This window comes from Rhizobium sp. LjRoot98 (genome assembly GCF_964252935.1).
Taxonomy (GTDB): domain Bacteria; phylum Pseudomonadota; class Alphaproteobacteria; order Rhizobiales; family Rhizobiaceae; genus Pararhizobium.
This window is the reverse complement of sequence record NZ_CAXUPW020000010.1, coordinates 146,413-172,633: the sequence shown is the minus strand read 5'-3', so window position 1 is coordinate 172,633 and position 26,221 is coordinate 146,413. Positions and strand designations below refer to the sequence as shown.

The 26,221-nt window shown below is 59.4% G+C and carries 23 protein-coding genes; 9 read left to right on the top strand and 14 right to left on the bottom strand.

Annotated elements, in window-relative coordinates; translation table 11 throughout:
• Positions 1–20: 20 nt before the first annotated feature.
• The 3 genes from ACSQ3J_RS25160 to ACSQ3J_RS25150 form a co-directional block, all read right to left on the bottom strand.
• Entirely contained in the window at positions 21–974 is a 954-nt protein-coding gene (locus tag ACSQ3J_RS25160) for a substrate-binding domain-containing protein (RefSeq protein ID WP_436040564.1), read from the bottom strand.
• A gap of 66 nt (positions 975–1,040) precedes the next feature.
• Positions 1,041–2,069, bottom strand: a complete 1,029-nt coding sequence (locus ACSQ3J_RS25155; RefSeq protein ID WP_060503030.1) for an ABC transporter permease — start codon at positions 2,067–2,069, stop codon at positions 1,041–1,043.
• A gap of 46 nt (positions 2,070–2,115) precedes the next feature.
• On the bottom strand, positions 2,116–3,648 hold the full coding sequence (locus ACSQ3J_RS25150) for a sugar ABC transporter ATP-binding protein (protein ID WP_060503031.1): 1,533 nt from the start codon (positions 3,646–3,648) through the stop codon (positions 2,116–2,118).
• Between the two features lie 165 nt (positions 3,649–3,813).
• On the opposite strand from ACSQ3J_RS25150, the gene ACSQ3J_RS25145 reads away from it, so the two are divergent.
• On the top strand, positions 3,814–4,845 hold the full coding sequence (locus tag ACSQ3J_RS25145) for a LacI family DNA-binding transcriptional regulator (RefSeq protein WP_060503032.1): 1,032 nt from the start codon (positions 3,814–3,816) through the stop codon (positions 4,843–4,845).
• Positions 4,846–4,888: 43 nt separating this feature from the next.
• On the opposite strand, the gene ACSQ3J_RS25140 is transcribed toward ACSQ3J_RS25145, so the two are convergent.
• The 7 genes from ACSQ3J_RS25140 to ACSQ3J_RS25110 all read right to left on the bottom strand — a co-directional run bounded on the left by ACSQ3J_RS25140 (position 4,889) and on the right by ACSQ3J_RS25110 (position 14,858).
• Positions 4,889–6,403, bottom strand: a complete 1,515-nt coding sequence (locus ACSQ3J_RS25140) for a methyl-accepting chemotaxis protein (protein WP_060503033.1) — start codon at positions 6,401–6,403, stop codon at positions 4,889–4,891.
• A gap of 297 nt (positions 6,404–6,700) precedes the next feature.
• Complete coding sequence (gene xylA, locus ACSQ3J_RS25135; protein WP_436040563.1) at positions 6,701–8,008, bottom strand: xylose isomerase; 1,308 nt, start codon at positions 8,006–8,008, stop codon at positions 6,701–6,703.
• A gap of 37 nt (positions 8,009–8,045) precedes the next feature.
• Positions 8,046–9,497, bottom strand: coding sequence for a xylulokinase (gene xylB, locus ACSQ3J_RS25130; protein WP_436040562.1), 1,452 nt, complete (start codon positions 9,495–9,497; stop codon positions 8,046–8,048).
• A 10-nt stretch (positions 9,498–9,507) separates the two neighbouring features.
• Complete coding sequence (locus tag ACSQ3J_RS25125) at positions 9,508–10,578, bottom strand: LacI family DNA-binding transcriptional regulator (protein ID WP_436040561.1); 1,071 nt, start codon at positions 10,576–10,578, stop codon at positions 9,508–9,510.
• A gap of 96 nt (positions 10,579–10,674) precedes the next feature.
• Positions 10,675–11,805 carry a metallophosphoesterase gene (locus ACSQ3J_RS25120; RefSeq protein ID WP_436040560.1) on the bottom strand — a complete coding sequence of 377 codons (1,131 nt, stop codon included), beginning with the start codon at positions 11,803–11,805 and terminating at the stop codon, positions 10,675–10,677.
• 85 nt (positions 11,806–11,890) lie between these two features.
• Entirely contained in the window at positions 11,891–13,486 is a 1,596-nt protein-coding gene (locus ACSQ3J_RS25115; protein WP_436040559.1) for a DHA2 family efflux MFS transporter permease subunit, read from the bottom strand.
• A gap of 148 nt (positions 13,487–13,634) precedes the next feature.
• Positions 13,635–14,858: an HlyD family secretion protein gene (locus ACSQ3J_RS25110; protein WP_060503038.1), complete on the bottom strand. Its 1,224-nt coding sequence runs from the start codon at positions 14,856–14,858 to the stop codon at positions 13,635–13,637.
• A 129-nt stretch (positions 14,859–14,987) separates the two neighbouring features.
• Between ACSQ3J_RS25110 and ACSQ3J_RS25105 the strand changes: the two genes are divergently transcribed.
• The 3 genes from ACSQ3J_RS25105 to ACSQ3J_RS25095 all read left to right on the top strand — a co-directional run bounded on the left by ACSQ3J_RS25105 (position 14,988) and on the right by ACSQ3J_RS25095 (position 17,515).
• Positions 14,988–15,686 carry a TetR/AcrR family transcriptional regulator gene (locus ACSQ3J_RS25105; protein ID WP_436040558.1) on the top strand — a complete coding sequence of 233 codons (699 nt, stop codon included), beginning with the start codon at positions 14,988–14,990 and terminating at the stop codon, positions 15,684–15,686.
• Positions 15,687–15,777: 91 nt separating this feature from the next.
• Positions 15,778–16,617, top strand: a complete 840-nt coding sequence (locus ACSQ3J_RS25100; RefSeq protein WP_436040557.1) for an AraC family transcriptional regulator — start codon at positions 15,778–15,780, stop codon at positions 16,615–16,617.
• A 148-nt stretch (positions 16,618–16,765) separates the two neighbouring features.
• Positions 16,766–17,515: a TerC family protein gene (locus ACSQ3J_RS25095; protein ID WP_436040556.1), complete on the top strand. Its 750-nt coding sequence runs from the start codon at positions 16,766–16,768 to the stop codon at positions 17,513–17,515.
• Positions 17,516–17,815: 300 nt separating this feature from the next.
• Here ACSQ3J_RS25095 and ACSQ3J_RS25090 read toward each other — a convergent pair whose 3' ends face one another.
• The 3 genes from ACSQ3J_RS25090 to ACSQ3J_RS25080 all read right to left on the bottom strand — a co-directional run bounded on the left by ACSQ3J_RS25090 (position 17,816) and on the right by ACSQ3J_RS25080 (position 19,255).
• The gene (locus tag ACSQ3J_RS25090; protein WP_060503041.1) at positions 17,816–18,352 is read right to left on the bottom strand and encodes an SRPBCC family protein; all 537 of its coding nucleotides are present in this window, start codon (positions 18,350–18,352) and stop codon (positions 17,816–17,818) included.
• Between the two features lie 83 nt (positions 18,353–18,435).
• Positions 18,436–18,924, bottom strand: coding sequence for an SRPBCC family protein (locus ACSQ3J_RS25085; protein ID WP_436040555.1), 489 nt, complete (start codon positions 18,922–18,924; stop codon positions 18,436–18,438).
• Positions 18,908–19,255 (bottom strand): metalloregulator ArsR/SmtB family transcription factor, encoded by a 348-nt coding sequence (locus ACSQ3J_RS25080; protein WP_037100287.1) that lies wholly within the window; start codon positions 19,253–19,255, stop codon positions 18,908–18,910. The genes ACSQ3J_RS25085 and ACSQ3J_RS25080 overlap by 17 nt, the downstream gene beginning before the upstream one ends.
• Positions 19,256–19,536: 281 nt before the next feature.
• Between ACSQ3J_RS25080 and gltX the strand changes: the two genes are divergently transcribed.
• The 3 genes from gltX (at position 19,537) to ACSQ3J_RS25065 (ending at position 22,975) form a co-directional block, all read left to right on the top strand.
• Positions 19,537–20,994: a glutamate--tRNA ligase gene (gltX, locus tag ACSQ3J_RS25075; protein ID WP_436040554.1), complete on the top strand. Its 1,458-nt coding sequence runs from the start codon at positions 19,537–19,539 to the stop codon at positions 20,992–20,994.
• Between the two features lie 199 nt (positions 20,995–21,193).
• Positions 21,194–22,687 (top strand): lysine--tRNA ligase, encoded by a 1,494-nt coding sequence (gene lysS / locus ACSQ3J_RS25070; protein ID WP_436040553.1) that lies wholly within the window; start codon positions 21,194–21,196, stop codon positions 22,685–22,687.
• 114 nt (positions 22,688–22,801) lie between these two features.
• Positions 22,802–22,975, top strand: coding sequence for a DUF1328 domain-containing protein (locus ACSQ3J_RS25065; protein WP_037100293.1), 174 nt, complete (start codon positions 22,802–22,804; stop codon positions 22,973–22,975).
• 35 nt (positions 22,976–23,010) lie between these two features.
• Here ACSQ3J_RS25065 and ACSQ3J_RS25060 read toward each other — a convergent pair whose 3' ends face one another.
• The gene (locus tag ACSQ3J_RS25060; RefSeq protein ID WP_244481983.1) at positions 23,011–23,889 is read right to left on the bottom strand and encodes a hypothetical protein; all 879 of its coding nucleotides are present in this window, start codon (positions 23,887–23,889) and stop codon (positions 23,011–23,013) included.
• Positions 23,890–24,191: 302 nt separating this feature from the next.
• Between ACSQ3J_RS25060 and ACSQ3J_RS25055 the strand changes: the two genes are divergently transcribed.
• Both ACSQ3J_RS25055 and ACSQ3J_RS25050 read left to right on the top strand, forming a co-directional pair.
• Entirely contained in the window at positions 24,192–25,151 is a 960-nt protein-coding gene (locus ACSQ3J_RS25055) for a nucleoside hydrolase (protein ID WP_060503046.1), read from the top strand.
• Between the two features lie 59 nt (positions 25,152–25,210).
• Positions 25,211–26,221 carry a ligase-associated DNA damage response exonuclease gene (locus ACSQ3J_RS25050; RefSeq protein ID WP_060503047.1) on the top strand — a complete coding sequence of 337 codons (1,011 nt, stop codon included), beginning with the start codon at positions 25,211–25,213 and terminating at the stop codon, positions 26,219–26,221.

The following is a 26,221-nucleotide window of genomic DNA, read 5'->3' as shown; positions in this document are numbered from 1 at the left end:
CCGGTCGTTGGCTTAACCGATCAGAACGGTGAATCGGGGAAATAGAAGTCCTTGGCATTGTCCTTGGTCACGAGCGTTGCGTCGATGGTGTAGACGCCGCGAACCGGAACCTGGCCATAGAAATTGGCAACGGTCATTTCGAGCGCGGTACCAACCATTGCCGGCGGATAAAGCACGTCGACCGGGATCATCTTGTCGCCGTCCATGACCTTCTTGATCATGTCCTTCGAACCGGCACCGGCCACGACATACTGGATGTCGGTGCGCTTGGCTTGCTCGATGGCCTGCAGCACGCCGACAGCCATATCGTCGTCCTGGCACCAGACCACGTCGATCTTCGGGTACTTGGTCAGATAGTCCTGCATGACCTTGAAGGCGTCGTCGCGGTTCCAGTTGCCGAACTGGCGGTCGAGAACCTTGACGTTGGAGCCTTCGATACCCTTGTCGAAGCCATCCTGACGCTGCTGGTCGATCGGGATCGGCAGGCCGCGGATGATGACGACTTCAGCGTCCGGCGTGGTTGCCTTGATATATTCGCCGGCCGTCTGGCCGAGCGCCGGGTTGTTACCGGCGACATAGAGGTCGCGGACCGAGTTGTCGTTGACGGACGGTGCACGGTCGACGATGGCGACGAACGTGCCCTTGCCCTTGACTTCCTTGATGGCGTTGACCAGCGGATCCGGATCGGACGGCAGGATGACCAGTGCGTCGATGCCCTGAGTTTCAAGGTCCTGCACGGCATTGGCCTGGCTTGCCGGATCCGGCGACGTCTTGACGATGACGTTGAGGCCCGGATGCTGTGACATCAAGAGCTTGGCGACACGTTCGGCGTGGAACACGACACCCGAAGTCCAGCCATGGTCGGCGGCCGGGATCGAAACGCCGATCGTGACCTTCTTTTCCTCTTGCGCGTGGGCAACGCTGGTCAGCGCCATGACGGCGACGGCTGCTGCGCCCAATAGTCCTTTACGCATGTTTCTCTCTCCCTAGTGAATGCGGGTCTGACAGTCCTGACCGGGCGACCCCCTGAACCCGGTCCTTCACGATTTCCGAACCAGCGAACGCTGGACGAGCATCGCAACGATGATGATCGTGCCCTGGATGGCCCCGATCAGATATTCGCTGATGAAATTGGAAAGCAGCATGATGTTGCCAACGAGTTCCAGAATGAAGGCACCACAGATCGTCCCCCAGACCCGGCCCGCGCCACCCTTCAGCGCCGTTCCGCCGACGACGACAGCGGTGATCGCCTGGAGTTCCCACAGGATGCCGGTCGTCGCCGACGTGGAGCCGAGGCGCGGCACATAAAGAAGAACCGCAATCGCCACGCAAAGCCCCTGGATGACGAAGGCGATGGTGCGAACCCGGTTGACCGGAATGCCGGAATAGCGGGCAACATCGGCGTTCGAGCCAACGGCAACGACATGGCGGCCATAACGGGTGCGATAGAGAATGAAAGCCGCAATGCAGGTCACCGCCAGAATTACCACAATCGGCACCGGGACACCGAGGATCGAGCCGAAATAGGCGGGGCGGTATATTTCCTGGAGGGCCGGATCCTTGAGCGTGATCGCACCGCCCTGCGACAGCCACGTCGTCAGTCCGCGGTAGATGCCCATGGTGCCAAGCGTTGCGATGAATGGCTCGATCCGGCCGACCGTGGTGATCAGGCCGTTTGCCAAGCCACACAGGGACCCTGCGACAACCGCGAACAGCACTGCCGCCGTCAGCATCAGGGCCGGGTCGGCGATGACGCCGGAGTTCATGAACAGGATCATCAGACTCGCGACGAAGGCCACCATCGCGCCGACGGACAAATCGAGATCGCCGGAGGAAATAACGAACGTTGCGCCAATCGCGATGATGGCGATGAAGGCACTGCGGGTGGCGACATTGGCGAGATTGTTCAAGCCGATGAAGTTTGGATTGACGAGTGCCCCGAGGATGAGAAGCAGTATCAAAGCCGCAAATGGCGCGACCGCCCGAAGGTCGATATCCCGCCAGCTCCGGCGCCGCACGTCCCGGGTTTCCTCATTCACGCTTGTATCCACTCCAACCTCCCGTCCCATTATCCCTGGGGTTTGTTTTTCAGTGCGCCGCTTTCGCCACAACAGTTCAGGCCGCGGCCTTTTTCTTCAGTCCAGCCGCGTAGCGCATGATCTCCTGCTCGGAGATTTCATCGCCTTCCAGCATGCCGACGATCCGCCCTTCCCGCATGACAGCGACGCGTGTGCAAAGGCCGATCACCTCCGGCATTTCCGAGGAGACGACGATGATCGAGCGGCCATCTCGCGCCAGTGCCGAGATGAAGTGATAGATCTGCTGCTTGGTGCCGACATCGATGCCGCGGGTGGGTTCGTCGATGATGATGATCTCGGGCTCGGTTTCCATGACCTTGGCAAGCAGCAGCTTTTGCTGGTTGCCGCCCGACATGCGGCCAGCCACCACATTGCCATCGCGTACCCGGATATCGAAGCGGCGGCGCGCGCGCTCCAGCGCCTGCGCCTCGCTGGCGGGGCTGAGATAACCGAGCTTGCCGTGATTTTCGAGCGACTGCAGCGTCAGGTTGGCGGTCATCCGCGAATTGAGCAGCAAGCCCTTCGACTTGCGATCCTTGGTCATGTAGGCAAGGCCGCGCCGGTTGGCGGCATGCACATCGCCTGATGGAACCGCTTCGCCGTGGATAACCACTTCACCCGAGGCGCGCGACCTCAAGCCCGCAATCGCCTCCATCAATTCCGTGCGACCGGAACCGATCATGCCGGAAAACCCGAGGATCTCGCCCTTGCGAACCTCGAAACTCACATCTTTGACGTAGCCGGTCGACACCGCGTCGACGCTCAACACGATCTCTTCGTCAACATTCGGCTCGCGCTTGGCCGGATAGAGTTTCGACAACTCGCGCCCCACCATCAGCTGCGCGATCGATTCCCCATCAAGAATGGATGTCGGCGACGTCTTGATCCACTGGCCGTCACGCAGCACGGTGACCCGGTCGGTCAGCTCCATGACCTCGTCCAGCTTGTGCGAGACGAAGACGAAACTCGTCCCCTGATCGCGCAGCTTGCGCACCTGCTTGAACAGGAAATTGGTTTCCTCGCGGGAAAGCACGGCGGTCGGCTCATCCATGAAGACGACGCGGGCATCGCGGCTGATCGCCTTGGCGATCTCGACCATCTGTTTGTCGGCAATCGACAGCGAACTGATCATCGCATTCTCATCGACATGCGATCCGAGCAGATCAAGCACGCGGCGCGTTTCGGACCGCATGAACTTGCGATCGAGCACGCCGAAACGCGTGACTTCGCGGCCGAGAAACAGGCTCTCAGTGACGGTCAGATGTTCGGCGAGATTGAATTCCTGGTGAATGATGACAATGCCGAGCGCTTCGGCGGCACCGTTCGGCGGCAGCTTGACGGAATGTCCATCGAGGATGATGTCGCCGGAGGTGGGCTGCTCGAAACCGGAAAGAATCTTGACGAGCGTGGATTTTCCAGCACCGTTTTCCCCCATCAAGGCATGGATTTCGCCAGCACGCAGATCGAAGTCGACACCGAACAGGACCTGCACGCCGTTAAACGACTTGCTGATGCGCCGTGCGGACAACACGATCGCGCCATCACCGGCGCCGCTGGTCTGCGAACTCATGAAATCCTCCCTGCGGCTCCCATCCGCTTGAGCATGATGTAAACCTTTACATAGATCATGTAAAGGTTTACATCAGGGCATAACCGAGAAATTCTTCGTGCAGGCTTTGACCTCCGGGCAAGTCTGTGTAGTGTCCCGCCGAGACTAAAACCAAGGCAGAGCGCAGTGTCGAATTCCACGCCGGCAACCATCGAAGACGTCGCCCGGATCGCGGAAGTGTCGATTGCGACCGTGTCGCGCGCCATCCATATGCCAGAGAAAGTCGCCAATTCGACGCGGCTCAAGGTCAGCCAGGCAATCGCCATCACCGGCTACACGACCAACGCCATGGCCCGCAGCCTGCGGCTTGGCCGTTCCAATATGATTCTGGTGGTGGCGCCCGATATCGGCGACCCGAATTTTTCCAACATTCTCGTCGGCCTGGAAAACGAAGCGCGCTCGCATGGTTACGGCGTGCTGATCGGCCATACGCAGAACGACGCCCAGCGCGGGCTGGAATATCTGAAGTTCCTGAATTCCAACCAAGCCGCCGGATTGATCCTGTTTACCGGCATCCTGCCTTTTGGCCATCAGTCGATGACTGCACGGCTGCCGCCCAGCGTCGGTGTTTTCGAACCGGTTTTCAATGGCGGCATTCCTTATGTCGGCGTCGATGATACCGAGGGCGCCCGCAAGGTAATCGACCTGCTGATCGCCGAAGGTCATCGCAAGGTGGCCTTTATCGGTGATTCCCGCACCCGGCTGGCCTATAGCCGGCGGCGCAGCGGATATGAGGCCGGGCTGGATGCCGCCAATGTCAGCGCCGATCAGCGTATCGTTTTTGAAGGCGACGGCACGATCGAAAGCGGGCGGCTTGCCGTCGAACAATTGTTCATGCGCGACACGCTGCCAACAGCCTTCATGTGCGTTAACGACCAGACGGCAATCGGCGTGATGATTGGCCTTGGCGCCCGCGGTTACGATATTCCGCGCGATTTTTCCGTGACCGGTTTTGACGACGTGCCACAGGCAAGCTTCATGTCACCGGCACTGACGACCATCCGCCAGCCGCGAACCGCAATCGGCAAACATGCGATGGCGCTATTGCTGGATCTTTTGTCCGACGGAAAGCCGCCGGAAACGGAAATCCTGCTCCGTCCCGATCTGGTGGTCCGCAACTCGGTTGCCGCCCCGTCGCTCAAATGGGCGAAGCGCTGAGCCTTCCGGCCAGCGCTCCATTCATCAAACAGATGTTCGGTGATCAGGCGTAACGCTTCTCAGGCGCGCGGCGCGACACGACTTCAATATGCCGCCGGTTTGACACCGTGAACTGGTTGGCCAGGTCCTTCAGCGTCGTGCTGACGCGCATCAGATTATGGGTTGCCGCATTGGTCTGCTCGACCATGGCGGCATTTTGCTGGGTCATTTGGTCCATGCCCGTCACCGCCGTGTTGATTTCGGTAATGCCGATCGCCTGCTCCCGCGCTGAACCGGCGATGGCATCGATATGACCGTTGATATGCATGACCTGTTCGCCAATCGTCCGCAGAGCCTCGCCAGTCTGGTTGACGAGGGAAACGCCGGTCAGCACGTCCTCGAACGACTTGTCGATCAGGCCCTTGATCTGCTTTGCCGCATCGGTGGACTTTTGTGCGAGTTCACGCACTTCCTGCGCCACGACAGCAAACCCCTTGCCCGCATCCCCGGCGCGGGCCGCTTCAACGCCGGCGTTCAATGCAAGCAGATTGGTCTGGAACGAGATCTGGTCGATGACGCCGATGATCTGGGTGATCTTCTGGGACGATTCCTCGATCGCGCTCATCGCCGATACGGCCTGCTGGACGACTTGCCCCGATTTGCGCGCCTCTTCGGTGGCGTTACCGACGACACGGCGGGCCTCTTCGGTGCGGATCGCCGCTTCCTTGGAGATCGTGGTGATCTCTTCCAGCGCTGCAGCAGTCTGTTCCAGCGAGGCCGCCTGCTGTTCGGTGCGGCGGGCCATATCATCGACGGCGGTCACCAGTTCGCCCGCATTGCCGGAGGTTTCGTCGGCGGCCAAAACGATAGAGCCGAGCGCCTTGTCGAGCGTTCCAAGCGCAGAGTTGAAATTGGTTTTTAAACCGTCGAACTGCGGCGCAAGCGCCGCGCTGAGCTTGGCGGTCAGGTCGCCATTGGCAAGTCCTGTCAGCGAGCGGTCGAGCGCCGAAAGAGCCTCGTCCTGCTGTACCGAGTGTGTTTTCCGCTCGGCATCCCCGATTGCCCGCTGCTCCTGCAGGGCATCGAGATAGACCGAGATGGCATAGTCCATATCGACAAAGGCGGCTTTCATGATCGCCGTCACTTCGATGCTGATATCCTTGGCCTTCTTCTTGTAGAGAAAGCCTTCAAGGTGCTTTTCAACAACCGCCTTGATGATCGATTCCATGATCAGCGCATAGCCGCCGATGTACCAGCGCGGCTCCAGGCCGAGGCGGGCATGGGTCTTGCCAATCGCGGTGACAGCCTCGACATATTTATCATCGAACTCACCGGAGGCGATCTGATCCCAGTGGCGAACCTGCCGCGACTTGGCGCTTTTGACATGCGCTTCGCTGGCGAAGAATTTCGCTGTTTCCGGCACCGCCGTCGCCTTGGCATAGAATTTGTCAAGCGCAGCATCCAGGGAGGCCGAAATGGCCGGCCTTGCCCGGACCAGGGCAGCGCGTTCTTCGCCAACGAGCCCGACAAAATCGAGACGTTCATTCAGGTGTTTGGTCGCGGAAACGGGCGCAGACATAATGGAGCATCCTAAAATCAAAACGGGGAAAGGCATGCGCGCTGCGCAATCGGCGTCATGCCGGCAGGGTGGTCCAAAGCGTGAAGACAGAACTAGGCCGGCATAGTTAAGAATGCCTTTAAGAGCGCTGGTTACTGTTGATGCCAAACCGCCCTAAGACCCTGTCTTCGCCCATATTTTCTCAAAAATGCGACAAAGTGACCGGGGTTGTTTCAAACAACCAAAACAGCATTTCATGCAAAAAGGGGCGCCGGTGGCGCCCCTTTGACTGATCATGAATTTAACTTGGAAAGACGATCAGACGTAACGGTTGACGACGTTTTCGAGCAGTTCCTGCTTGCCGGACTTCGGCTGCGGATTGAGATCTGTCTTTTCGACATAGGCCGTAATCTCTTCCAGCGACATGCTGGTCAGGCGCTTCTGGCCTTCGGCCGATTTCCAGCCGGCATAGCGAGCGTCGAGCGGACCGGAGAGTGCCTTGTCCTCGACCATCTTGGCGGCAGCGCGCAGGCCCCGGGCGCAGCAATCCATACCGCCGATGTGGCCGATCAGCAGGTCTTCCGGATCGATCGACTGGCGGCGCAGCTTCGAATCGAAGTTGGTACCACCGGTCTTGAAGCCGCCGCCGGACAGGACCTGATAATAGGCCAGCGCCATTTCCGGAACGTTGTTGGGGAACTGGTCGGTATCCCAGCCGGACTGGTAATCGTTGCGATTCATGTCGATCGAACCGAAAATACCATAGGCGTTGGCAAGCGCCAGTTCATGCTCGAACGAATGGCCGGCGAGGATCGCGTGGCCCTGCTCGATATTGACCTTGACCTCGTTTTCAAGACCGTAGGACTTGAGGAAGCCGTAGACTGTGGCGACGTCGTAATCGTACTGGTGCTTGGTTGGCTCCTGCGGCTTCGGCTCGATCAGGATGGCGCCCTTGAAGCCGATCTTGTGCTTGTACTCGACAACCATGTTGACGAAGCGGCCAAGCTGGTCGAGTTCCTGCTTCAGGTTGGTGTTGAGCAGGGTCTCGTAGCCTTCGCGACCGCCCCACAGGACATAGTTGTCGCCGCCGAGCTTCAGCGTTGCGTCCATGCAGGTCTTTACGGTCGCCGCGGCAAAGGCAAAGACATCCGGATCCGGGTTGGTGGCAGCGCCCGACATGTAACGGCGGTTGGAAAACAGGTTTGCCGTGCCCCAGAGCAGCTTGACGCCGGTGTCGGACTGCTTCCTGGCGAAATAATCGACGATTTCGTTGAGGTTCTTGGTATTCTCGGCAAAATTCTTGCCTTCCGGGCGCACGTCGGCGTCATGGAAGCAATAGAAGGGTGTCCCGAGCAGCGAGAAGAATTCGAAAGCAACATCGGCCTTCAGCTTGGCTGCCTTCATGCTGTCTTCGAACCAGGGGCGCTCGAATGTCTGGCCACCAAAGGGGTCACCGCCCGGCCAGACGAAGGTGTGCCAATAGGCAACGGCAAAGCGCAGATGGTCTTCCATGCGCTTGCCCAGAACGATTTCGTCCGGATTGTAATGGCGGAAGGCCAGCGGATTGGTGCTGTCGGGGCCTTCATATTTGATCTTGGCGATGTCGCCGAAAAAACCTGTACTCATGGGTGTTTCCTCTTGGTGTTCGAAATGCTGGTTGGAATCAGTAGGCGGAGCGGATCGCAGGATAGAGGCGGCGATAGCGCTGATAGGCTTCCGCATAGGCGCCGTGCAGCGCCGCGTCGGGCTGAATGGTTTCGGCGGTTGCCGGGGCGGTGAAGACCGACAGCGGATCAGCCTTTGTCGCGGCAACGAGGCCCAGACGGGCGGCGCCGAATGCAGCCCCGAAATCGCCGTCGGCAGGCACATCGACCGGCAGGTTGAGAGCCGTCGCAATCGATTTCAGCCAGTAGCGCGAGCGCGAACCGCCACCGATGGCCGTGACGCGGGAGAGTGTCGTGCCTGCAACCCGCAATGCCTCGAGGCTATCACGGAGCGCGAAGGACACGCCTTCGAGAACGGCCTGCGTCAGCGCCACCCGGCTGCTTTTATGGCCAAGTCCAGCGAAGACACCACGGATAGAAGCGTCATTGTACGGTGTGCGTTCACCGGAGAGATAAGGCAGGAAAGTCACCCCGGACGGCGCGTTGAGGCTGTCGCCCAGCTCAGCCGTCAGGTCGGCGGCGCTCTTGCCGGTGATCTCAGAATGCCAGTTGAGCGCATCGGTCGCCGAAAGGATGACGCCCATCTGATGCCAGGTGTTGGGTAGTGCATGGCAGAATGCGTGAACCGCGCTGGCCGGATTGGGCAGATAGCTGGCATTGGCAGCAAACAGCACGCCGGAGGTGCCGAGCGAGACGAAGGCATGGCCTTCACCAACGGTGCCCATGCCACAGGCGGAGGCGGCATTATCGCCTGCCCCGCCGGCAACGATAACGCCGGCGCCCATGCCCCATTTGGCAGCAAGATCAGCCTTGAGCGTCCCGCCCTGTTCCGTGCCTTCGATCAAGGACGGCATATGGCTTTCGGTGAGCCCCGTCGCATCGAGCAGGCTTTCCGACCATGCACGTTTGCCGGTGTCGAGCCAGGAGGTCCCGGCCGAATCTGACATTTCGGAAATATGCTCACCGGTCAGCCACAGGCGAAGATAATCCTTGGGCAGCAGGACCCAATCGACCTTCTCGAAAATATCGGGTTCGTTTTCAGCCACCCAGGCGAGTTTCGGGGCTGTAAAACCTGGAAAGACAATATTGCCGGTCAACGCCCGGAACTGCGGATCGGCGTCCAGCGCCAAGGCCTGCTTGTGGCTGCGCGTATCGTTCCAGAGAATGCAGGGGCGCAGCACCTTGTCGTTGTCATCCAAAAGCGTCGCGCCGTGCATGTGACCGGAGAGCCCGATCCCCTTGACGGCGGCCAATTCCTTGGGATGAGCGGCTTTCAACCCGGCGATCGCCTCTTCCGTGGCGCGGATCCAATCGGCAGGGTCCTGTTCCGACCAGCCTGGATGCGGCCGCGATACGTCCATTGCTCCCGATGCGGAACCGATGATCCGCTGGCCGCCGTCGATCAGCAATGCCTTCACCCCGGACGTACCGAGGTCGATGCCAAGATACATGATGATCTCCCTAATCTTGCCTGCCCTCAGCGGGCGCCTGGTTGCTGTCCTGCTCAAACGGCAGGTTATCCTTGAGGAAAATGTCGAGACGGATGCGCTCCTGCGCACCGATAACGGCGACGCCATCGGCCTTGGCTTTCAATACGCGAATGGCGCTGCGTACCTCGTGCCCCGCGTCCTGATTGAGGACCACATCGATCAATCCGTCGTTCAACGCTGCCCGCGTGTGCTGTGTCAGTTCATGGGCGATCACACAGACCGGGGCGGCGTTCACCCGACGCTTCAAGGCGGCGATCAGGCCGCGATTACCGGCGCCGAGGCTGTAGATACCGGTAATTCCCGGCGATGCGGCAAGGGCTTCGCCGACAAGCTTCTCGACAAAGGCGGGATCGTCCTGTCCTTCGATGACAGGCAGCAAGACATGCCCGGGAAAATTCTCCGTCATCACGGCGCGAAAGCCGTCAAGCCGTTCGCGATGGTCGCGCACCAGCATCGAACCGGCCAGCACCGCCACCGGTCCGGAGCGGCCGCCGAGAAATCGCCCCATCAGGCTGGCCGCCGTGCGCCCTGCGGCGATATTATCGACGCCAGCGAAATGATCGCGCTTCGAACCGGCCAGATCGGAAACAAGCGTCACGACGGGGATGTGATCAGCCCGCAGGCGGTCGACGGCAGCGATGACATCGGGAGAATCGATCGCCACAACCGCGACGCCCGCGGGAGATCCCGCCCGCGCCTCATCCAGCGCTGCCACCAAAGCCTCGGCATTAAACGCGGGGACAGTGACGATGGAAATGCCTGTGCGCTCAACAGCCGAACGGCCGATCGCGGCTTGCACCTGCGCCTCAAGGCCGCGCATGAACGAATTGTCCCCGGACGGTAGAATGAAGACGAGAGGATAGACGCGGCTCTTGGCAAGGTTGGCGGCGGCAACGTCGCGGACATAGCCGATGCGCTCGATCGCCTGTTCAACCTTTTCGCGCGTGACGGCGCGGACACCGGCGCGCTGGTTCAAAACGCGGTCGACGGTCGCAAGGCTGACCCCTGCCGCAGCGGCAATATCGTGAACTGTCGGGCGCATGTTTCCTCCGGCAACGAGCCTTAGAGGAAAATTTGATGTACGTAAATCAGAAAATGGCGGCCGAGCCATTTCCGGGCAATCGCCATCAATCGCAGATCACCCGAAACGCTTGCTGAAAGCCTTCTGAAACGTCACGCCGCCATCCGTGCCGTCAGCCTGCGCGAGGGCTACGTCCATGTATTGATTGGTGATATGCACCACAGCAAAGCCACCCTTGAAGGTGGCAATTGGCTTGAACAGATCAAGACTGCCCTCTTTATAGATCATCGGCGTATCGTGTTCGTGGCCATGAAACAGGCCAACGACATTATAGCCTTTCAAGACCGAAAGCAGTGCGGCGCGATCATCGTCATCCCACCAGTGCGCGTGACCGGAGCCTTCATCATCGAAGGTCATCTTTGCAGGGTCCCATTTCTCCAGCGAGAAAGTATCCCAGCCGTAATGTTGAAACACGACGACCGGCCGGCCATCAGCAGCCGCATTGGCGAGGTCCTGTTTCAGCCAGTCCAGCCCGCTGATTGCTCCTTTGCTGGTATCGCCACCGAAACGCTGCAGCTGCACCAGATGCAGGCCGCCCCAGTCCCAGGAGTAATTGTCGGAATCGATGTCGTAATTGGCGACGGCCACCGGTGGCTTGTAGAACACCGTCGGGCGATGATTAAGCTCGACATAGTCGCGCAGTTCACGGCGATACCAGTCGATATGCGGCGGCGCTCCATCCTGGTCGAGATCATGATTGCCAAGGCCGTTATAAACGGGGAAATGCACCCGGTCCGGCCCGGTGCCTTCCTGATAGCGGCTTGAAAATTGCAGCAGTTGGTGGCCTTCGCCAGGAACCTTGACTTGCCCCCCGCCATCATCCGTCATGTCGCCGCCGATCACCAGGCCGAGCGGCTTGGCGATTTTCTTGCCTGCCCCGGCAAGCCCGGTCGCGACGCCGCCAATCTCCGTTGGCCAGCTAAACTCCGTGATGCGATTCAGCGCCGCCACATGCCGTAAAAGATTGGCGTCGGTCTTGCCTTCCGCCGCGCAGTTCGGGCTGAGCGTACCGCCAGAGATGAGGCAGGTATGAACGTCGGCCGTGAACAGGAATGTCGCATCGATGGGAGGCCAGGCTGGTTTTCCCGCCGCCGCAAAGGCCGGACCAACCGACGACACAACCCCGAGACCAAAGAGATTGGCGAGAAACGAACGTCTGGGGAGCGCAGGAAACGGATGACCAGTCATGCAGAATGCCCTGAAGTTTGCCTTCAGGGCATTCTGGCGGATGAAAGCCGCGCCGTACAGATCGGATGTGCAGTGGCCTTAACGGCTAGTGTCCGCCACCACCGGCTCCGGTTGGCACAGGCGCTGGCTTCTGGATCAGGAAGGCGCAGAAAACCAAAGCACCGAACAGGGCGGTGAGGATCAGGAACACATCGATGAATGACATGACCATCGCCTGCTGCGTCACCATCCCGGACAGCTTCTGAATGGCAATGGTCGCGCCGTCGAGGCCATGCGAATTGTACTTGGCGATCATGTTGTTCAGCTGGTCCATGGCTTCCGGGTTGCCCCATTGCACATGTTCCTGCAGGCGGGCGTAATGCTCTTCCTGGCGCTGCGTGAGAATGGTGTTGATCGCAGCCAGACCAACGGCGCCGCCAAGATTACGCGTCAGGTTGAACAGGCCGGACGCGCCGCGAATACGGGCTGGCGACAATGTACCGAGCGCAACGTTGTTGATCGGCACCATGCACATCATCAGACCGAAACCACGCAGGATCTGCGGCAGCAGAAGCTCATAGAAATCCCAGTCCGCCGTCATCGAGCTCATCAGCCAGGTACCGGACGCAAAGCTGGCAAAACCGATCGCCATCATGACGCGTGGATCGACCTTGGTGGAGAGCCTGCCCGCAATCGGCGCGGTGCAGAACATCGCCAGGCCTGACACGAACATCGTCTCGCCGATCATCAGCGAATCGTAGCCGCGGATCCGGCCGAGATAGAGCGGATAGATATAGGTGAGGCCGTAGAGGCCTATCCCCATGACGAAGGAGAACAGCGACCCAAAGGCGAAGTTTCGATTGGAGAAAGCCCTTAAATCGACCACCGGAAACTCGACTTTGAAGGCCCGATAGAAGAACACCACAGCACCGATCGCCGATGCAACCGCGCCGATGAGAATATATTCGTCGCTGAACCAGTCGTTCTTGTTGCCTTCCTCCAGCACATATTCCAGCGCGCCGAGGAAGACCGCCATCGACAAGAGGCCCCACCAGTCGAACTTCTTGAAAAGGCCCCACTCAGGCTTGTCGAAATCGATGAAATTCCAGGTTACGATGGTAACGATGATGCCCGGGATAATATTGACGAGGAACAGCCAGTGCCAGGAAAAGGCATGGCTGAGATAGCCGCCGACGGTCGGTCCAATGGTTGGCGCCAGCGTCGCGACAAGGCCGATGATCGGCGAGACGATGCTGCGCTTTGACGGCGGGAAGATCGTGAAGGCAGCTGCGAACACCGACGGGATCATGCCACCGCCGATAAAGCCCTGCAGCACCCGGTAGACGATCATCTGGTCGATATTGGTGGCCGTCGCCGCGAGGGCGCTGGCGATCGTAAAGCCTGCAGCCGACACCGAGAACAGCACACGCGTCGAAACGATCCGGGCCAAGGTGCCGGACAGCGGGATCATGATGACCTCGGCGATCAGATAGGCCGTCTGCACCCAGGCGACTTCATCGGAGCCGGCCGACAGTCCGGCCTGGATTTCGGCCAGCGAGGCCGAGACGATCTGAATGTCGAGGATCGACATGAACATGCCGAAGACCATCGCGAAAAAGGCGATCAGCCGTTTCGGGTCCATCTTCTCTTCCGCTTTGGCGGCAGGAAGCGGCATTGTACCCGCTGTTGCAGTGGCAGCCATCGGCTTTGCTCCTGGCGTGACCGCGTTCAAACGAACGTGGGAGCCATCATGATCATGAAAACTGGTGCATCACAGGGTCCCGGCACATCGGCCCGGGACGTTTTTGTCTAAACCGCTGAAGCCGCGCCTTGACGGCGCGGCATACGGATCACTTGGCCGCAGCGGTTTCCTGCTTCGGTGCGGTGCGGGTATCGACATCGACCACGACGCTCAAGCCGGCGCGAAGGCGGCCGCTGTCCAGCACCTCTTTCGGGAAGACAATGCGAACCGGAACGCGCTGGATCACCTTGGTGAAATTGCCCGTGGCATTTTCAGCCGGAAGCAACGAGAACACCGAGCCGGAAGCCGGCGAGATCGACTGCACGGTGCCGACGATCGGCGCTTCGTCGAAGGCATCCACATGGATGTTGACCTTCGAGCCTGGCACCATGTGAGCGATCTGCGTTTCCTTGAAGTTCGCATCGATATAGAGCTGCTCGGTCGGCACCAGGGCCGCCAGACGCTGACCCGCGGAAACGAGGTCGCCATCCTGAACGGACAGATTGCCGATGACACCGTCATAAGGCGCCTTCAGCACCGTGAAGCCGAGATCGCGCTGAGCCTTGTCGCGGGCCAGTTCGAGCGTCCGGATGGTGCTTTCGGCCTCGGCGCGCTGAGCAACCAAAACGGCGATGTTGGCGTTCGCCGTAGCGATCTGCGCATCGCCACCAATGAGATTGGCCTTGGCCTGATCGAGTGCCACCGTGGCATCATCGAGGGAGGCGACCGTACCGACTGCCTTTGACTGGAGGTCACTGGCACGCGCGAGCGTGATCTGGGCACCACGGACGGTCGCCTCAAGGGCGGTTTTCTGCGCTTCTGCCTGCTGCAGGCTGGCCTTTGCACCAGCGATCTGAGCGTCGAAGCGTTGCAGCGACAGTTTTTCCGTATCGATCTGCGCCTGCGCCTGATCGGCGGCAATGCGGTAATCTTCCTTGTCGAGCGTGATCAACGGATCGCCAGCCTTGACGTGCTGGTTGGCGATGACATTGACCTTTTCGATATAGCCGGACACCTTCGGCGAAATCGACGCGATATCGCCCTCAATATAGGCGTCGTCGGTCGAGATCATGAAGCGGCCGTTGGTCCACCAGTCGTAGCCATACCAGCCGCCGGCTGCCAAAGCAGCGATCACGATGACCGGAAACACCAGCTTGCGGCGCTTCGGCGCGGGCTGCTCAGCAACAGCCGCAACCTGAGGAGCCGCCTGCTGCTCGGCAGCGGGCTCCGTCACGTTCTTGGCTTCAGGAGCTTCGATCTGTTCGCCGGGCACCTTGAAATCATCGCCGACGGGGCGGACATGGGCAGCACCGGACTTGCTTGAAACTGACATATTGCACTACCAGCCATGATATGAGAAATTCGAACCGAACCGTTCAGTTCGATTTGACTTAATGCGAAACTACTCACATATCAAGTCAAATCGAACCAACCGGTTCGAAAAGTTAACAATGAGACAAAAATGTCCGAAGGTAACGACAAATTGGCAGAAACAACGGCTACCGCAGACTGTCCGGGTGAGGCCCTTTCCGGCCGCCGCGCCGCCGGCGAAGACCCAGCAAAGCGTGAACAGATCATCGAAGGCGCAAAGCGCGTTTTCATGAGCGTCGGCTTCGCCTCCGCCAGCATGAACGATATAACGCGGGAAGCCGGCGTTTCCAAAGGCACGATCTACGTCTACTTCCAGAACAAGGAAGACCTGTTTTCGGCGATCATCGAAAACGAGCGCGCACTTTTTCTGGCAGCGGTTCGCACGGTTCTGGCCGCTCACGAGGATGTCGAAGCCGGGCTTTATAAATTTGGCGTCTCCTTCGTAACCCACGTGACCGATGAAAAGGTGATCAGCGCGATGCGCACCGTTCTTGGCGTCCGCGATCGGATGCCGGTTCTGTGCCAGCGGTTCTTCAAGGGGCCGGAAAACCTGCGAACGGTCCTCCAGGAATTCCTCGCACATCAGGTCGATATCGGCAGCGTCAAGATCGATGACCTCGATCTGGCGGCAGGCCAGTTTCTGGATCTCGCCAGTGGCGGCTTCTTCAAGTTCCGTCTGTTCGGAACCATGGAGGCCGCACCACCGCCGGAGGAAATCGATCGGGTTATCAGCGGTGCCGTCCGGGTCTTCATGGCCGCTTACGGAGCACGGCATACTGAAAAAGATTGAAGGGCATTTGCGGCACCAATCGCGCAAACGCGATCAAGTGAAGATGCGTGATCGCGGTTAAGATCATACCCGGCTTGCTGTTGGAGGTTGGATGAATGCGATTGGCAAGGCGCTGTGGTTTATCGAAAGCCATTACGCCGGGGATATTTCACTGGAAGATATCGCGGAGACGGCGGGGCTTTCCCGCTATCACCTGTCGCGTGTCTTTGGCCTGACGACAGGATTTTCGATCAGTGGTTATATCCGGGCGCGGCGCTTGAGCACCGCGGCTCTCTCCCTTGCCGAAGGCGCCTCCAGCATTCTCGCAGTCGCCCTTGATGCGGGCTACAGCTCGCATGAAGCCTTCACCCGTGCCTTTCGCGAGCATTTCGGCGCGACACCGGAAGAGGTTCGCAACAGAGGGTATATTGGCGATCTCGATCTTATGGAGCCCCTTCGCATGAACACTGCACCCCTTCCAAGACTGGACGAGCCGCGATTTGAAACCACGCCAACCATGATGATGGCAGGCCTGCAGCAGACCTACAATTACGGCGGCAATGCCGGCATCCCCTCGCAGTGGCAGCGGTTCAACGCCCATGATGGCAGCATAACCGGCCAGATCGGACATGCCGCCTATGGCATCTGCACGCAGGAAGACGGACAGGATAGCAGCTTTCAGTACATGACCGCCGTCGAGGTTCGAGACACCGACGACCTGCCCGAAGGCTTTGAAACTCTGAAACTTCCCGCCCAGACCTATGCAATCTTCGCCCATCGCGGCCATATTTCCGGCATCCAGGCAACCTGCAACGCGATCTTTACCGAATGGCTGCCCACATCCGGCTATAAGCATGCCGGACTTCCCGATCTGATGGAACGCTATGACGAGCGGTTTGACCCGAGAACGGGTATGGGGCTCACCGAAATCTGGCTTCCGGTGGCGAGTTAACGGTATCACAGGTCGATTGAACACCCCTCGGCGCTTGCCTTGCCGCCGTTTCCGCATACATAAGAAACATCAATTACACCCGCGTTGCCATCCGGCGGCGCGGGTTCCCGCATATGCACGCTGATTGCCGAGGAAGGAACCGCCCCCGATGCAGGATATTTTGCTCCTGATGCAAGATCCGACTGCCTGGATTGCCCTGATTACTCTGATCGTCATGGAAGTCGTGCTTGGCATCGACAACCTGATCTTCATCTCGATCCTGACCAACAAATTGCCGCCCGAACATCGGGAAAAGGCACGCAAGATCGGCATCGGCCTTGCCCTGCTGATGCGACTGGGCCTGCTTGGCACAATCGCATGGATCGTCCAGCTGACGACCCCGGTCTTTACCGTGTTCGACCATCCATTCTCGTGGAAGGACATGATCCTGATTGCCGGCGGCCTGTTCCTCGTCTGGAAGGCCACCAAGGAAATCCACCACAATGTGGATCCAGCCGATCATGAGCAAGATTTCATCGCCAGCTCGGTGACAACCGGCTTTGGCGCCGCCATCGGCCAGATCCTGCTGCTCGATCTGGTTTTCTCGGTCGACAGCATCATCACTGCCGTCGGCATGACGCCGCATCTGCCGATCATGGTTATCGCCGTCGTTTTTGCCGTTACCGTCATGCTGGTCGCTTCCGGTCCGCTTGCCCGCTTCATCGAGAAGAACCCGACCATCGTCATGCTGGCGCTCGCGTTCCTTCTGATGATCGGCACGACGCTGATCGCCGAAGGCATGGGCCTGCATGTGCCGAAGGGTTACGTCTACGCCGCCATGGCCTTCTCGGCGCTCGTCGAGGTGCTCAACATGCTGTCGCGCAACAAGCGGCAGAAGGGCAAGGCCGCAAAACACTGACCGGGTATTCGCCTGATTGACGACTGAACAGGGAGCGCACCATCCGGCTGCGCTCCCTTTTTTGTTTGCGGCTGGAAGGCGCCCATCAAAAAAGCCCCGGGACTGTTGTCCCGGGGCAATTCCATATGGGCATTCGAGGAACGAGGCCGAAGGGGTAAGAAGCTCGCCTGCCATTTCGTTGGCCGCGAAGAGAAACCGGAAAAATCTCCGCGTTCTCCATCTCCCTCGGGTCCGGTTGGCACGGCCCGCACTCCTCATCAAGGAAACGGGTCACGCCAACAATGGTTCCCTTTTTGCCGGTTACTTTTCCGCAATCACCTTGAGGTTTTGCAACCCTTGCGCAAAATCGCCACCGATCATCGTGTCCATATTGAAGAACAGACCCATCACTTTGGCGATCAGCGGGCTCGGTCCATCCATCGCCCAGGTCACAGTCGTGCCTTGCGTGGCGGGTGAAAGCGCGAAGGTAGCAACGTTATGGCCTTCGAAGGGACGGATGAAGTCGAGCTTGATCTGTACCTTGGTGGATGGTGTCGCTTCAGTGATTTCCATCCGGCCAGCGCCGACATTCTTGTTGCCATCCCAGCTGTAAACCGCGCCCTGACCGCCTGTCGCGCCATCATAGGTGCGCTTCATGGCCGGGTCCTTCATTTCATAGGGTGACCAGGCCTGCCATTGCTTGAAGTCATTGATCAGCGGGAAAATCTTTTCGGGCGGGGCATTGATGGTGACACTGCGCTCGACATGGAATGTGTCTGGCTTGGTGGATGCGAAGACGACCACGGCGAGCAGAAGCACGACGATGACGGCAAGAACAATCAGTAGAATTTTCAACATATTCAGGGTCCTGTTGTGTAAGGGAATAAGCGCCCCTGAAGCGCCCGTTGCGGGCTTCAGGGGCATGTTGGGCAGTAAGGATTTCAGGCAGCCGTGACGGTGGCGATGACGGCTGCGAGCTTTTCGAGGCTCTGGCTCCAGCCTTCTTCCATGCCGTCGAGCGCGGGCAGAACAGCTTCGGTTGCCCTCAGCACCTGCGCATGCAGGGTCATCTCGGTTTTGCCGTCTTTCTCCGTAAACGTCACCGTATTGAGCGCTTCGAGCATGGTGATGCCGTCTTCGCTGTCATAGGTGCTGGTAAAGACCAGGCGCTGGTTCTCGACGATTTCCTTGAAGACGCCGTTGGACGGATACATCTGACCGTCCGGCCCCTTCATGTGGATGCGGATGACGCCGCCAGGCCGCAGATCGACCTCGCAGACCGGATTGGTAAAGTGGTGCGGCCCCCACCATTGTGCCAGATGATACGGATCGGTCCAGACCTTGTAGACCAGCGCCGCAGGGGCATTGAATGTCCGGGCAAGGACAAGATTGGCTTTGTCGGCCGGGACCACGTCAGCTCTTGCGTTCATTTCCATCTCCCTTTTGAAGTTTTTGCAGATAGAGGTCGAGCTTGTCGAAACTCTCCTCCCAAAATTGCCGGTAGTTATCGAGCCAGGCGTTCAGGTCTTTCAGCGGCCCCGCCTCCAGTTTGCAGGGCCGCCACTGCGCCTCGCGACCCCGGCTGATCAGCCCCGCCTTCTCCAGCACCTTCAGATGCTTGGAAACGGCAGGCAGGCTCATCGCGAACGGTTCGGCCAATTCATTGACGGACGCCTCCCCCAAAGCCAGCCGCGCCAGAATTGCCCGGCGCGTCGGATCGGCGAGCGCCGAAAGAGTTGTGCTCAGTTGGTCCTGGGTCATTTTATTTAGCCAACAAGTTAATTAACTTGAAGGTTAAATAAATCGATTTCACGCGGATGTCAACGGCCATTTGAAAAGTTCCCGGCCACGGCTGGAAACGCAGTTTTCCTTGACGCGCCCTTTTGAATATGGTCTCACGCCAGCCATATGGAATTTCCGGTATTTTCCGCCGTTTCAGGCATCGATCGGGCATTTCCTTCCCTTAAAAGCATGCGCCTTCACATCCGGACGTCTCCTTTCCGGCAGGAAGGCCGAAAGCACGTAAAGCACGGGCCAGGATCATGACAGACAGACCAGTCCGGGTGCGCATTGCACCTTCCCCCACCGGCGAACCCCATGTCGGCACCGCCTATATCGCGTTGTTCAACTACCTTTTCGCACAGAAGATGGGTGGCGAGTTCATCCTGCGTATCGAGGACACCGACGCGACCCGCTCGACCCCAGAATTCGAAACCAAGGTGCTGGACGCCCTGAAATGGTGCGGCCTGAAATGGTCGGAAGGCCCGGATATCGGCGGCCCCTATGGCCCCTACCGCCAGAGCGACCGCAAGGACACCTACCTGCCCTTCGTCGAGAAGATCGTTGCCAACGGCCACGGTTTCCGCTGTTTCTGCACGCCCGAACGTCTGGCGGAAATGCGCGAGGCGCAGCGCGCCGCCGGCAAGCCGCCAAAGTATGACGGCCGCTGCCTGACACTTTCGGCAGAGGAAGTGACGACACGCATGGCTGCCGGCGAACCGACCGTCGTGCGCATGAAGATCCCGGCGGAAGGCTCCTGCAAGTTCGTCGACGGCGTCTATGGCGAAGTCGATATTCCGTGGGATGCAGTCGATATGCAGGTCCTGCTGAAAGCCGACGGCATGCCGACCTATCATATGGCCAATGTCGTCGACGACCATCTGATGAAGATCACCCATGTGGCACGCGGCGAGGAATGGCTGTCCTCGGTACCGAAGCACATCCTGATCTATCAATATCTCGGTCTCGAGCCGCCGGTTTTCATGCACCTGTCGCTGATGCGCAATCATGACAAGTCGAAGCTGTCGAAGCGCAAGAACCCGACCTCGATCTCCTATTACACAGCACTCGGCTATCTGCCGGAAGCGCTGATGAACTTCCTCGGCCTGTTCTTCGTGCAGATTGCCGAAGGCGAGGAAATGCTGACCATGGAACAGCTGGCGGAGAAATTCGATCCGGCCAACCTCTCCAAGGCTGGCGCGATTTTCGACGTACAGAAACTGGATTGGCTGAACGGCCGCTGGCTGCGCGAAGGTTTGACAGAAGACGAGTTCGCCGCCCGCGTGCTTTCCTGGGCGATGGAAAACGACCGCATCAAGCAGGGCCTCAAGCTCTCGCAGTCGCGCATTTCCAAGCTGGGCGAACTGCCGGATCTGGCAGGCTTCCTGTTCAAGTCTGATCTGTCGCTTGACGCCGCCTCCTTTGCCAAGGTCAAATCGAGCCCGGAAGAACTGGTCGAGATCTTCAACACGGTCCAGCCGGATCTGGAAAAGATCCTCGAATGGAACGTCGAGTCGATCGAAGCCGAACTCCGTGCGATTTCCGAGCGCATGGGCAAGAAGCTGAAGGTCATAGTGGCGCCGCTGTTCGTGGCGGTCTCGGGCTCCAGCCGCTCGCTGCCGCTGTTCGATTCAATGGCTATCCTCGGCCGCTCGGTCGTGCGCCAGCGTTTGAAGGTTGCAGGCCAGGTTGCCGCCTCGATGGCAGGCAGCGGCAAATAAAGACTGGCTCTTTCTTCTCCCCAGCGGGGAGAAGTGCCGAGCGAATGCGAGGCGATGAGGGGGTGGTGCGGCAGGCTGAAAAGTCTGTGGCTCCCCCCTCATCCGGCCCTTCGGGCCACCTTCTCCCCGGTGGGGAGAAGAGGAAATGGCCTCGACCCTAGTACCCTTGAGAACAAAAGCCCCATAGAAGGCGAGCCCCATGACCGAAAAGACCGAAACCGCCCTCTCCTCCGATGTCACCGAAGTGCGCGCCCAGAAGCTGAAAATGCTGCGCGAAAAGATCGGCGACGTCTATCCGGCGCATTTCCACCGCACGATCACCAATGCTGAGCTTGCGGCGAAATACGAGAACCTGGAAGCAGACGTGGTGACCGAAGATGTCGTCACGGTTGCCGGGCGCGTCTATTCCTCGCGCAATTCTGGCATGTTCATGGATATCCATGATGCCGGCGGCAAGATCCAGATTTTCTCCCACAAGGACACGACGCCGGAAGAAGCCCGGGCGATGCTGCCGATGATCGATCTCGGCGACATCATCGGCGTCACCGGCGTGGTGCGCCGCACCAAGCGCGGCGAACTCTCGATCAACGCGCAAGAAATCACCATGCTGACCAAGTCGCTGCTGCCGATGCCGGAGAAGTGGCATGGCCTGTCCGACATCGAGCAGCGCTATCGCAAGCGTCACCTCGACATCATGACCAACGAGGAGTCCAAGCTCCGCTTCCAGCAGCGTTCGAAGATCGTTTCCGGTATTCGCCGCTTCATGGAAGACGACGGTTTCATGGAAGTCGAAACGCCGATGTTGCATTCGGTCTACGGCGGCGCAACGGCCGAACCTTTCAAGACGCACCACAATACGCTGAAGCTCGACATGTATCTGCGCATCGCGCCGGAACTGTATTTGAAGCGCACGCTGGTGTCGGGCCTGACCGACAAGGTGTTCGAAATCAACCGCAACTTCCGCAACGAAGGCGTTTCCACAAGGCACAATCCTGAATTCACCATGATGGAATGCTACTGGGCCTATGCCGACTACGAGGACGTCATGGACCTCGTCGAGCGGCTGTTCTCCAAGCTCGCGATGTCGATCCATGGCACGACCGAATTCATGTTCGGCGACAAGGAAATCTCCTTCAAGGGGCCGTTCAAGCGCGTGCCTATGCCGGATGCCGTCAAGGAAGCGACCGGTATCGACTTCCTGGCGATGAAAACCGACGAGGAAGCCCGCGCTGCCGCCGAGGCTGCCGGTTTTGAAGTCGAGAAGGACGCGACCTGGGGCGAATGCCTGGCCTTCATTTTCGAAGAAAAGGTCGAAGGCACGCTGATCCAGCCGTCACACGTGACGCATTTCCCGAAGGATATCTCGCCCTTCGCCAAGGAAGTGCCGGGCGAACCACGCCTAGTCGAACGGTTCGAGACCTATTGCAACGCCTGGGAGCTGGGCAATGCGTTTTCGGAACTCAACGATCCGGAAGAGCAGCGCAGGCGTATGGTCGAGCAGCTCGAGCAGGCGCATGCCCGCGGTGAGAAGGACAAGCAGCTGGACGACGAATTCCTCGATGCGATCGACCAGGGCATGCCGCCCGCAGGCGGTCTCGGCATCGGTGTCGATCGCCTGATCATGCTGCTCACCAACGCGCCGTCGATCCGCGACATCATCCTCTTCCCGGCCCGCCGCAACAAGGCGGACTGAGACAACGCTAGGGACGCGCCATTCGCTAAACCGGATGGCGCGTTCTTGTCAGCCGACGGAACTTTTCAGGCTCCTGCGCGTCTATGTCCGCAGAATCTGAAAAGGACCCCCTCCATGCTGAAATGGGCGCTCATCTTCCTGGTCATCTCGCTGATTACCGGTTTTCTCGGTTTTTCAGGCGTTTCGGCCGCAACCGCGACGATCGCGCGCGTGCTGTTCGCCATCGCCGTGATCATCTTCCTGATTTTCGTGGTTCTCGCCGTCATTGCCGGCAACGCCATCGTCTGATCCGGATGGCCGGCAGCGCGCTGTTTGAAAGCCCGTCAGTGCCCTGCAGGTTCTTCTGCTGGGCGTTCGGCGGGTTTTTCCATCGCGGATTCCAATGGCTTTTCGCCATCTCCGCCGAGCACCATGGCCAGCATGGAGCCGAAGAAACCTTTTTCCTCAGGCTTTACCGCGCCCTGCTCCGCCGTAGCCTCGGCGTCATGTTCCGGCGCGGCTCCTTCCTCGGCATGCGTAGCAGGCGCCTCGCCACTCTCTGCTTCCTCTCCGTGCGCAGCAGCCGGCGCTTCACCGTGGTCGCCGCTCTTTGATCCGGCAGCCCCAGGCACTGCCGCAGCAGCGGCCGCGACCGGATCGAAACAATCCGACTTGTCGTCCATTGCCGTCAACGTGGTCTTGATGTCGTCGGTCGAGAGAGCCACTTCGGCACCATAGAACAGACCGACGGTGTTTGCCTTCGCCTCCGTATAACGGGCCGTAAATGGCGTGCTCATTCCCGGCAGCTTGGATGGATCAGGCGCGAAAAGGACCTGGGCGCCGATGGCCGCGCCGCGCCGATCGGCACGATCTGACGGTCCGGCGGAATCAAGCACAACTACCTGATAGAGATCGGCCTGCTCTTCCTTGGCCAACAGGCCGGTAATGCGCAATGCAGTGCGGACACGATCGACACCGCCTGCAGATTCCGTGCTCACATATTTGCGAATCCAACGTTGGCCATTGCGGCGCATCTTCAGGGTTTCGATCGTGGTGCAGGCCAGGCCCGAAGTTGAGGGCTTTTGCGGTCCGGCCATGCCGAGAAAGGTTTCCTTGCCGGAATAGACGGCATAGGCGCCGGACGCACCCGACAGCACGAGAATGCCGGTAATGAGGAACATCACCTTGCGGGGGAGACGTATCTTTTTAAAGACCGACTTCACGTACGCTGTTCCGTCATCAGCTTGAAACTCCCTTGCCTGCCACCGCGCGTCTGCGCGGATGCAGGAACGGCCCCACCTATTGATTGAGCCCCCATCCTATCGCGGCGACGTTTCGGAAAGTTTAAGCCTGCTGGCCCTATTTCGCGGCAGGATACGGATTTGCCTTGTTTTGGCACTCCACCTCCCATGGCCCGGAAAATGGGTTGCTCTTGGCCGCCGCACCGCTAAAAGTGACACAACGCTGGACGTCACCCCTTTCAGCAAGCTGCGGCCGGCTTTCAAAACAAAGAAAAGAACACATCATGCATAAGGTAATTTTTGATACGGATCCCGGCGTCGACGATGCGATGGCCCTGTTGTTCCTGCATAATCACCCGGATATCGACCTGATCGGCATCACCTCCGTTTTCGGTAATGCCTCGATCGAAACGACGACTCGCAACGCGCTCTATCTGAAGCAGCAATGGGATATTGCAGCGCCTGTTGCCAAAGGGCTTGGCGAAACGCTCGACCCGTCCCGGCCCCATGTTGGCTGGCCAACCTTCATCCACGGCGATGATGGTCTCGGCAATATCGGGGTTCCAGAAACGGTCGATCTGGCCTGCGATCCGCGTCCGGCCCATCGCTTCATCATCGACATGGTACGCGCCAATCCCGGCGAGGTAACGCTTGTTGCCGTCGGCCGAATGACCAATCTGGCGCTCGCCTTGCGCGACGATCCAGATATCGCCGTTCTGGTCAAGGAAGTCGTCATCATGGGTGGTGCCTTCGACATGCGCGGCAACATCACACCGGCTGCCGAAGCCAATATCCATGGCGATCCGGAAGCCGCCGACGTGGTGATGACAGCCCCATGGCCGGTGGTCGTCGTCGGGCTTGATGTAACCGAGAAGACCGTCATGACTCGTGGGCGGTTGGAAGCTATTGCTGCGACCGGCGGCAAGCGCGCCAAGCTCCTGTCGGACATTTCGCAGTTCTATATCGATTTCTACGAACAGCATGTCGATGACGGTATGGTCGTGCATGACAGCTGCGCCTGTGTCTATGTCGTGGCGCCGGAACTCTTCACCCTGCGCAGCGGTGCGATCCGCGTCGTTTGCGGCGGCATTGCCGATGGCCAGACCATCCAGAAGGCCGACGATCATATTTTCCCGCCAAGCGACTGGGACAACCTGCCAAGCCAGAACATCTGCATCGGCGTCGATGCCGAGGGCGTGCTTGATCTGATTTCCAAGACACTCGGCCACAACCCGGTAGCCTGATTTCGAAAAATTCGCTGCGATAGCTGGCAGTCGTGCAATTGCCAGCTATCTTCGTCTGCATGAAACCGGAAACGCTGCTCTATCCGACGCCCAAGGGTCTCTTTTGCGAGAAGGGCGGCTTCTATATCGATCCCGTCCAGCCTGTCGAACGGGCGTTGATCACCCACGGTCACGCCGATCATGCGCGCGCCGGCCACACACATGTGATGGCGACGCGCGAGACGCTGGAGATCATGCGTATCCGCTATGGCGACACATTCTGCGTCAGTACGCAGGAAGCCGTCCTCGGTACCCGCACGACGATCGGCGATGTCACCGTCAGCTTTCATCCGGCCGGTCACGTGCTCGGGTCGGCACAGATCGCCGTTGAAGCAGGTGGCATGCGCATCGTCGTCTCAGGCGACTACAAGCGCCGCCGCGACCCGACCTGCCTCTCCTTCGAGCCGGTCCCATGCGATGTCTTCATCACCGAAGCAACTTTCGGCCTGCCGGTGTTTCACCACCCGGATGACCGTGGCGAGATTGCCAAGCTGTTGACCTCGCTCAAACAATTTCCCGAGCGTGCCCATCTGGTCGGCGCCTATGCTCTCGGCAAGGCGCAGCGGATCATCATGCTTCTGCGCGAAGCGGGTTACGACGCACCGATCTTCATTCACGGCGCCTTAGCAAGGCTCTGCGATTATTATGAAAGCGAAGGTATCCAACTGGGGGATCTCCGGCCGGCCACGATCGATGCGAAAGACAAACAGTCCTTCGCCGGTGCCGTTGTCGTCGGCCCGCCCTCAGCCTTTGCCGACAAATGGGCCAGGCGCTTTCCCGATCCCATGCCCATCTTCGCGTCCGGCTGGATGCTGGTGCGGCAACGCGCCAAGCAGCGCGGCGTCGAACTGCCGATGATCATGTCGGATCACTGCGATTGGCCGGAACTGACCGCGACAATCAACGAGATCAAGCCAGCCGAGGTCTGGGTGACGCACGGCCGCGAAGAGGCCCTTGTCCGTTGGTGCGAGTTGCAGGGTATCGCCGCCCGGCCGCTGCATCTGGTCGGCTACGACGACGAAGGAGAATAG

Coding starts and splice junctions, on each gene's coding strand:
- ACSQ3J_RS25080 (WP_037100287.1), bottom strand. CDS start 19,255: ATGACCCAGGACCAACTGAGCACAACTCTTTCGGCGCTCGCCGATCCG.
- ACSQ3J_RS25090 (WP_060503041.1), bottom strand. CDS start 18,352: ATGTTGAAAATTCTACTGATTGTTCTTGCCGTCATCGTCGTGCTTCTG.
- ACSQ3J_RS25110 (WP_060503038.1), bottom strand. CDS start 14,858: ATGTCAGTTTCAAGCAAGTCCGGTGCTGCCCATGTCCGCCCCGTCGGC.
- ACSQ3J_RS25065 (WP_037100293.1), top strand. CDS start 22,802: ATGCTGAAATGGGCGCTCATCTTCCTGGTCATCTCGCTGATTACCGGT.
- ACSQ3J_RS25150 (WP_060503031.1), bottom strand. CDS start 3,648: ATGAGTTCGCAGACCAGCGGCGCCGGTGATGGCGCGATCGTGTTGTCC.
- ACSQ3J_RS25125 (WP_436040561.1), bottom strand. CDS start 10,578: ATGCGCCCGACAGTTCACGATATTGCCGCTGCGGCAGGGGTCAGCCTT.
- ACSQ3J_RS25105 (WP_436040558.1), top strand. CDS start 14,988: ATGTCCGAAGGTAACGACAAATTGGCAGAAACAACGGCTACCGCAGAC.
- ACSQ3J_RS25155 (WP_060503030.1), bottom strand. CDS start 2,069: ATGGGACGGGAGGTTGGAGTGGATACAAGCGTGAATGAGGAAACCCGG.
- ACSQ3J_RS25085 (WP_436040555.1), bottom strand. CDS start 18,924: ATGAACGCAAGAGCTGACGTGGTCCCGGCCGACAAAGCCAATCTTGTC.
- ACSQ3J_RS25140 (WP_060503033.1), bottom strand. CDS start 6,403: ATGTCTGCGCCCGTTTCCGCGACCAAACACCTGAATGAACGTCTCGAT.
- lysS (WP_436040553.1), top strand. CDS start 21,194: ATGACCGAAAAGACCGAAACCGCCCTCTCCTCCGATGTCACCGAAGTG.
- ACSQ3J_RS25120 (WP_436040560.1), bottom strand. CDS start 11,805: ATGACTGGTCATCCGTTTCCTGCGCTCCCCAGACGTTCGTTTCTCGCC.
- gltX (WP_436040554.1), top strand. CDS start 19,537: ATGACAGACAGACCAGTCCGGGTGCGCATTGCACCTTCCCCCACCGGC.
- ACSQ3J_RS25160 (WP_436040564.1), bottom strand. CDS start 974: ATGCGTAAAGGACTATTGGGCGCAGCAGCCGTCGCCGTCATGGCGCTG.
- ACSQ3J_RS25050 (WP_060503047.1), top strand. CDS start 25,211: ATGAAACCGGAAACGCTGCTCTATCCGACGCCCAAGGGTCTCTTTTGC.
- ACSQ3J_RS25115 (WP_436040559.1), bottom strand. CDS start 13,486: ATGGCTGCCACTGCAACAGCGGGTACAATGCCGCTTCCTGCCGCCAAA.
- ACSQ3J_RS25095 (WP_436040556.1), top strand. CDS start 16,766: ATGCAGGATATTTTGCTCCTGATGCAAGATCCGACTGCCTGGATTGCC.
- ACSQ3J_RS25100 (WP_436040557.1), top strand. CDS start 15,778: ATGAATGCGATTGGCAAGGCGCTGTGGTTTATCGAAAGCCATTACGCC.
- xylA (WP_436040563.1), bottom strand. CDS start 8,008: ATGAGTACAGGTTTTTTCGGCGACATCGCCAAGATCAAATATGAAGGC.
- ACSQ3J_RS25055 (WP_060503046.1), top strand. CDS start 24,192: ATGCATAAGGTAATTTTTGATACGGATCCCGGCGTCGACGATGCGATG.
- xylB (WP_436040562.1), bottom strand. CDS start 9,497: ATGTATCTTGGCATCGACCTCGGTACGTCCGGGGTGAAGGCATTGCTG.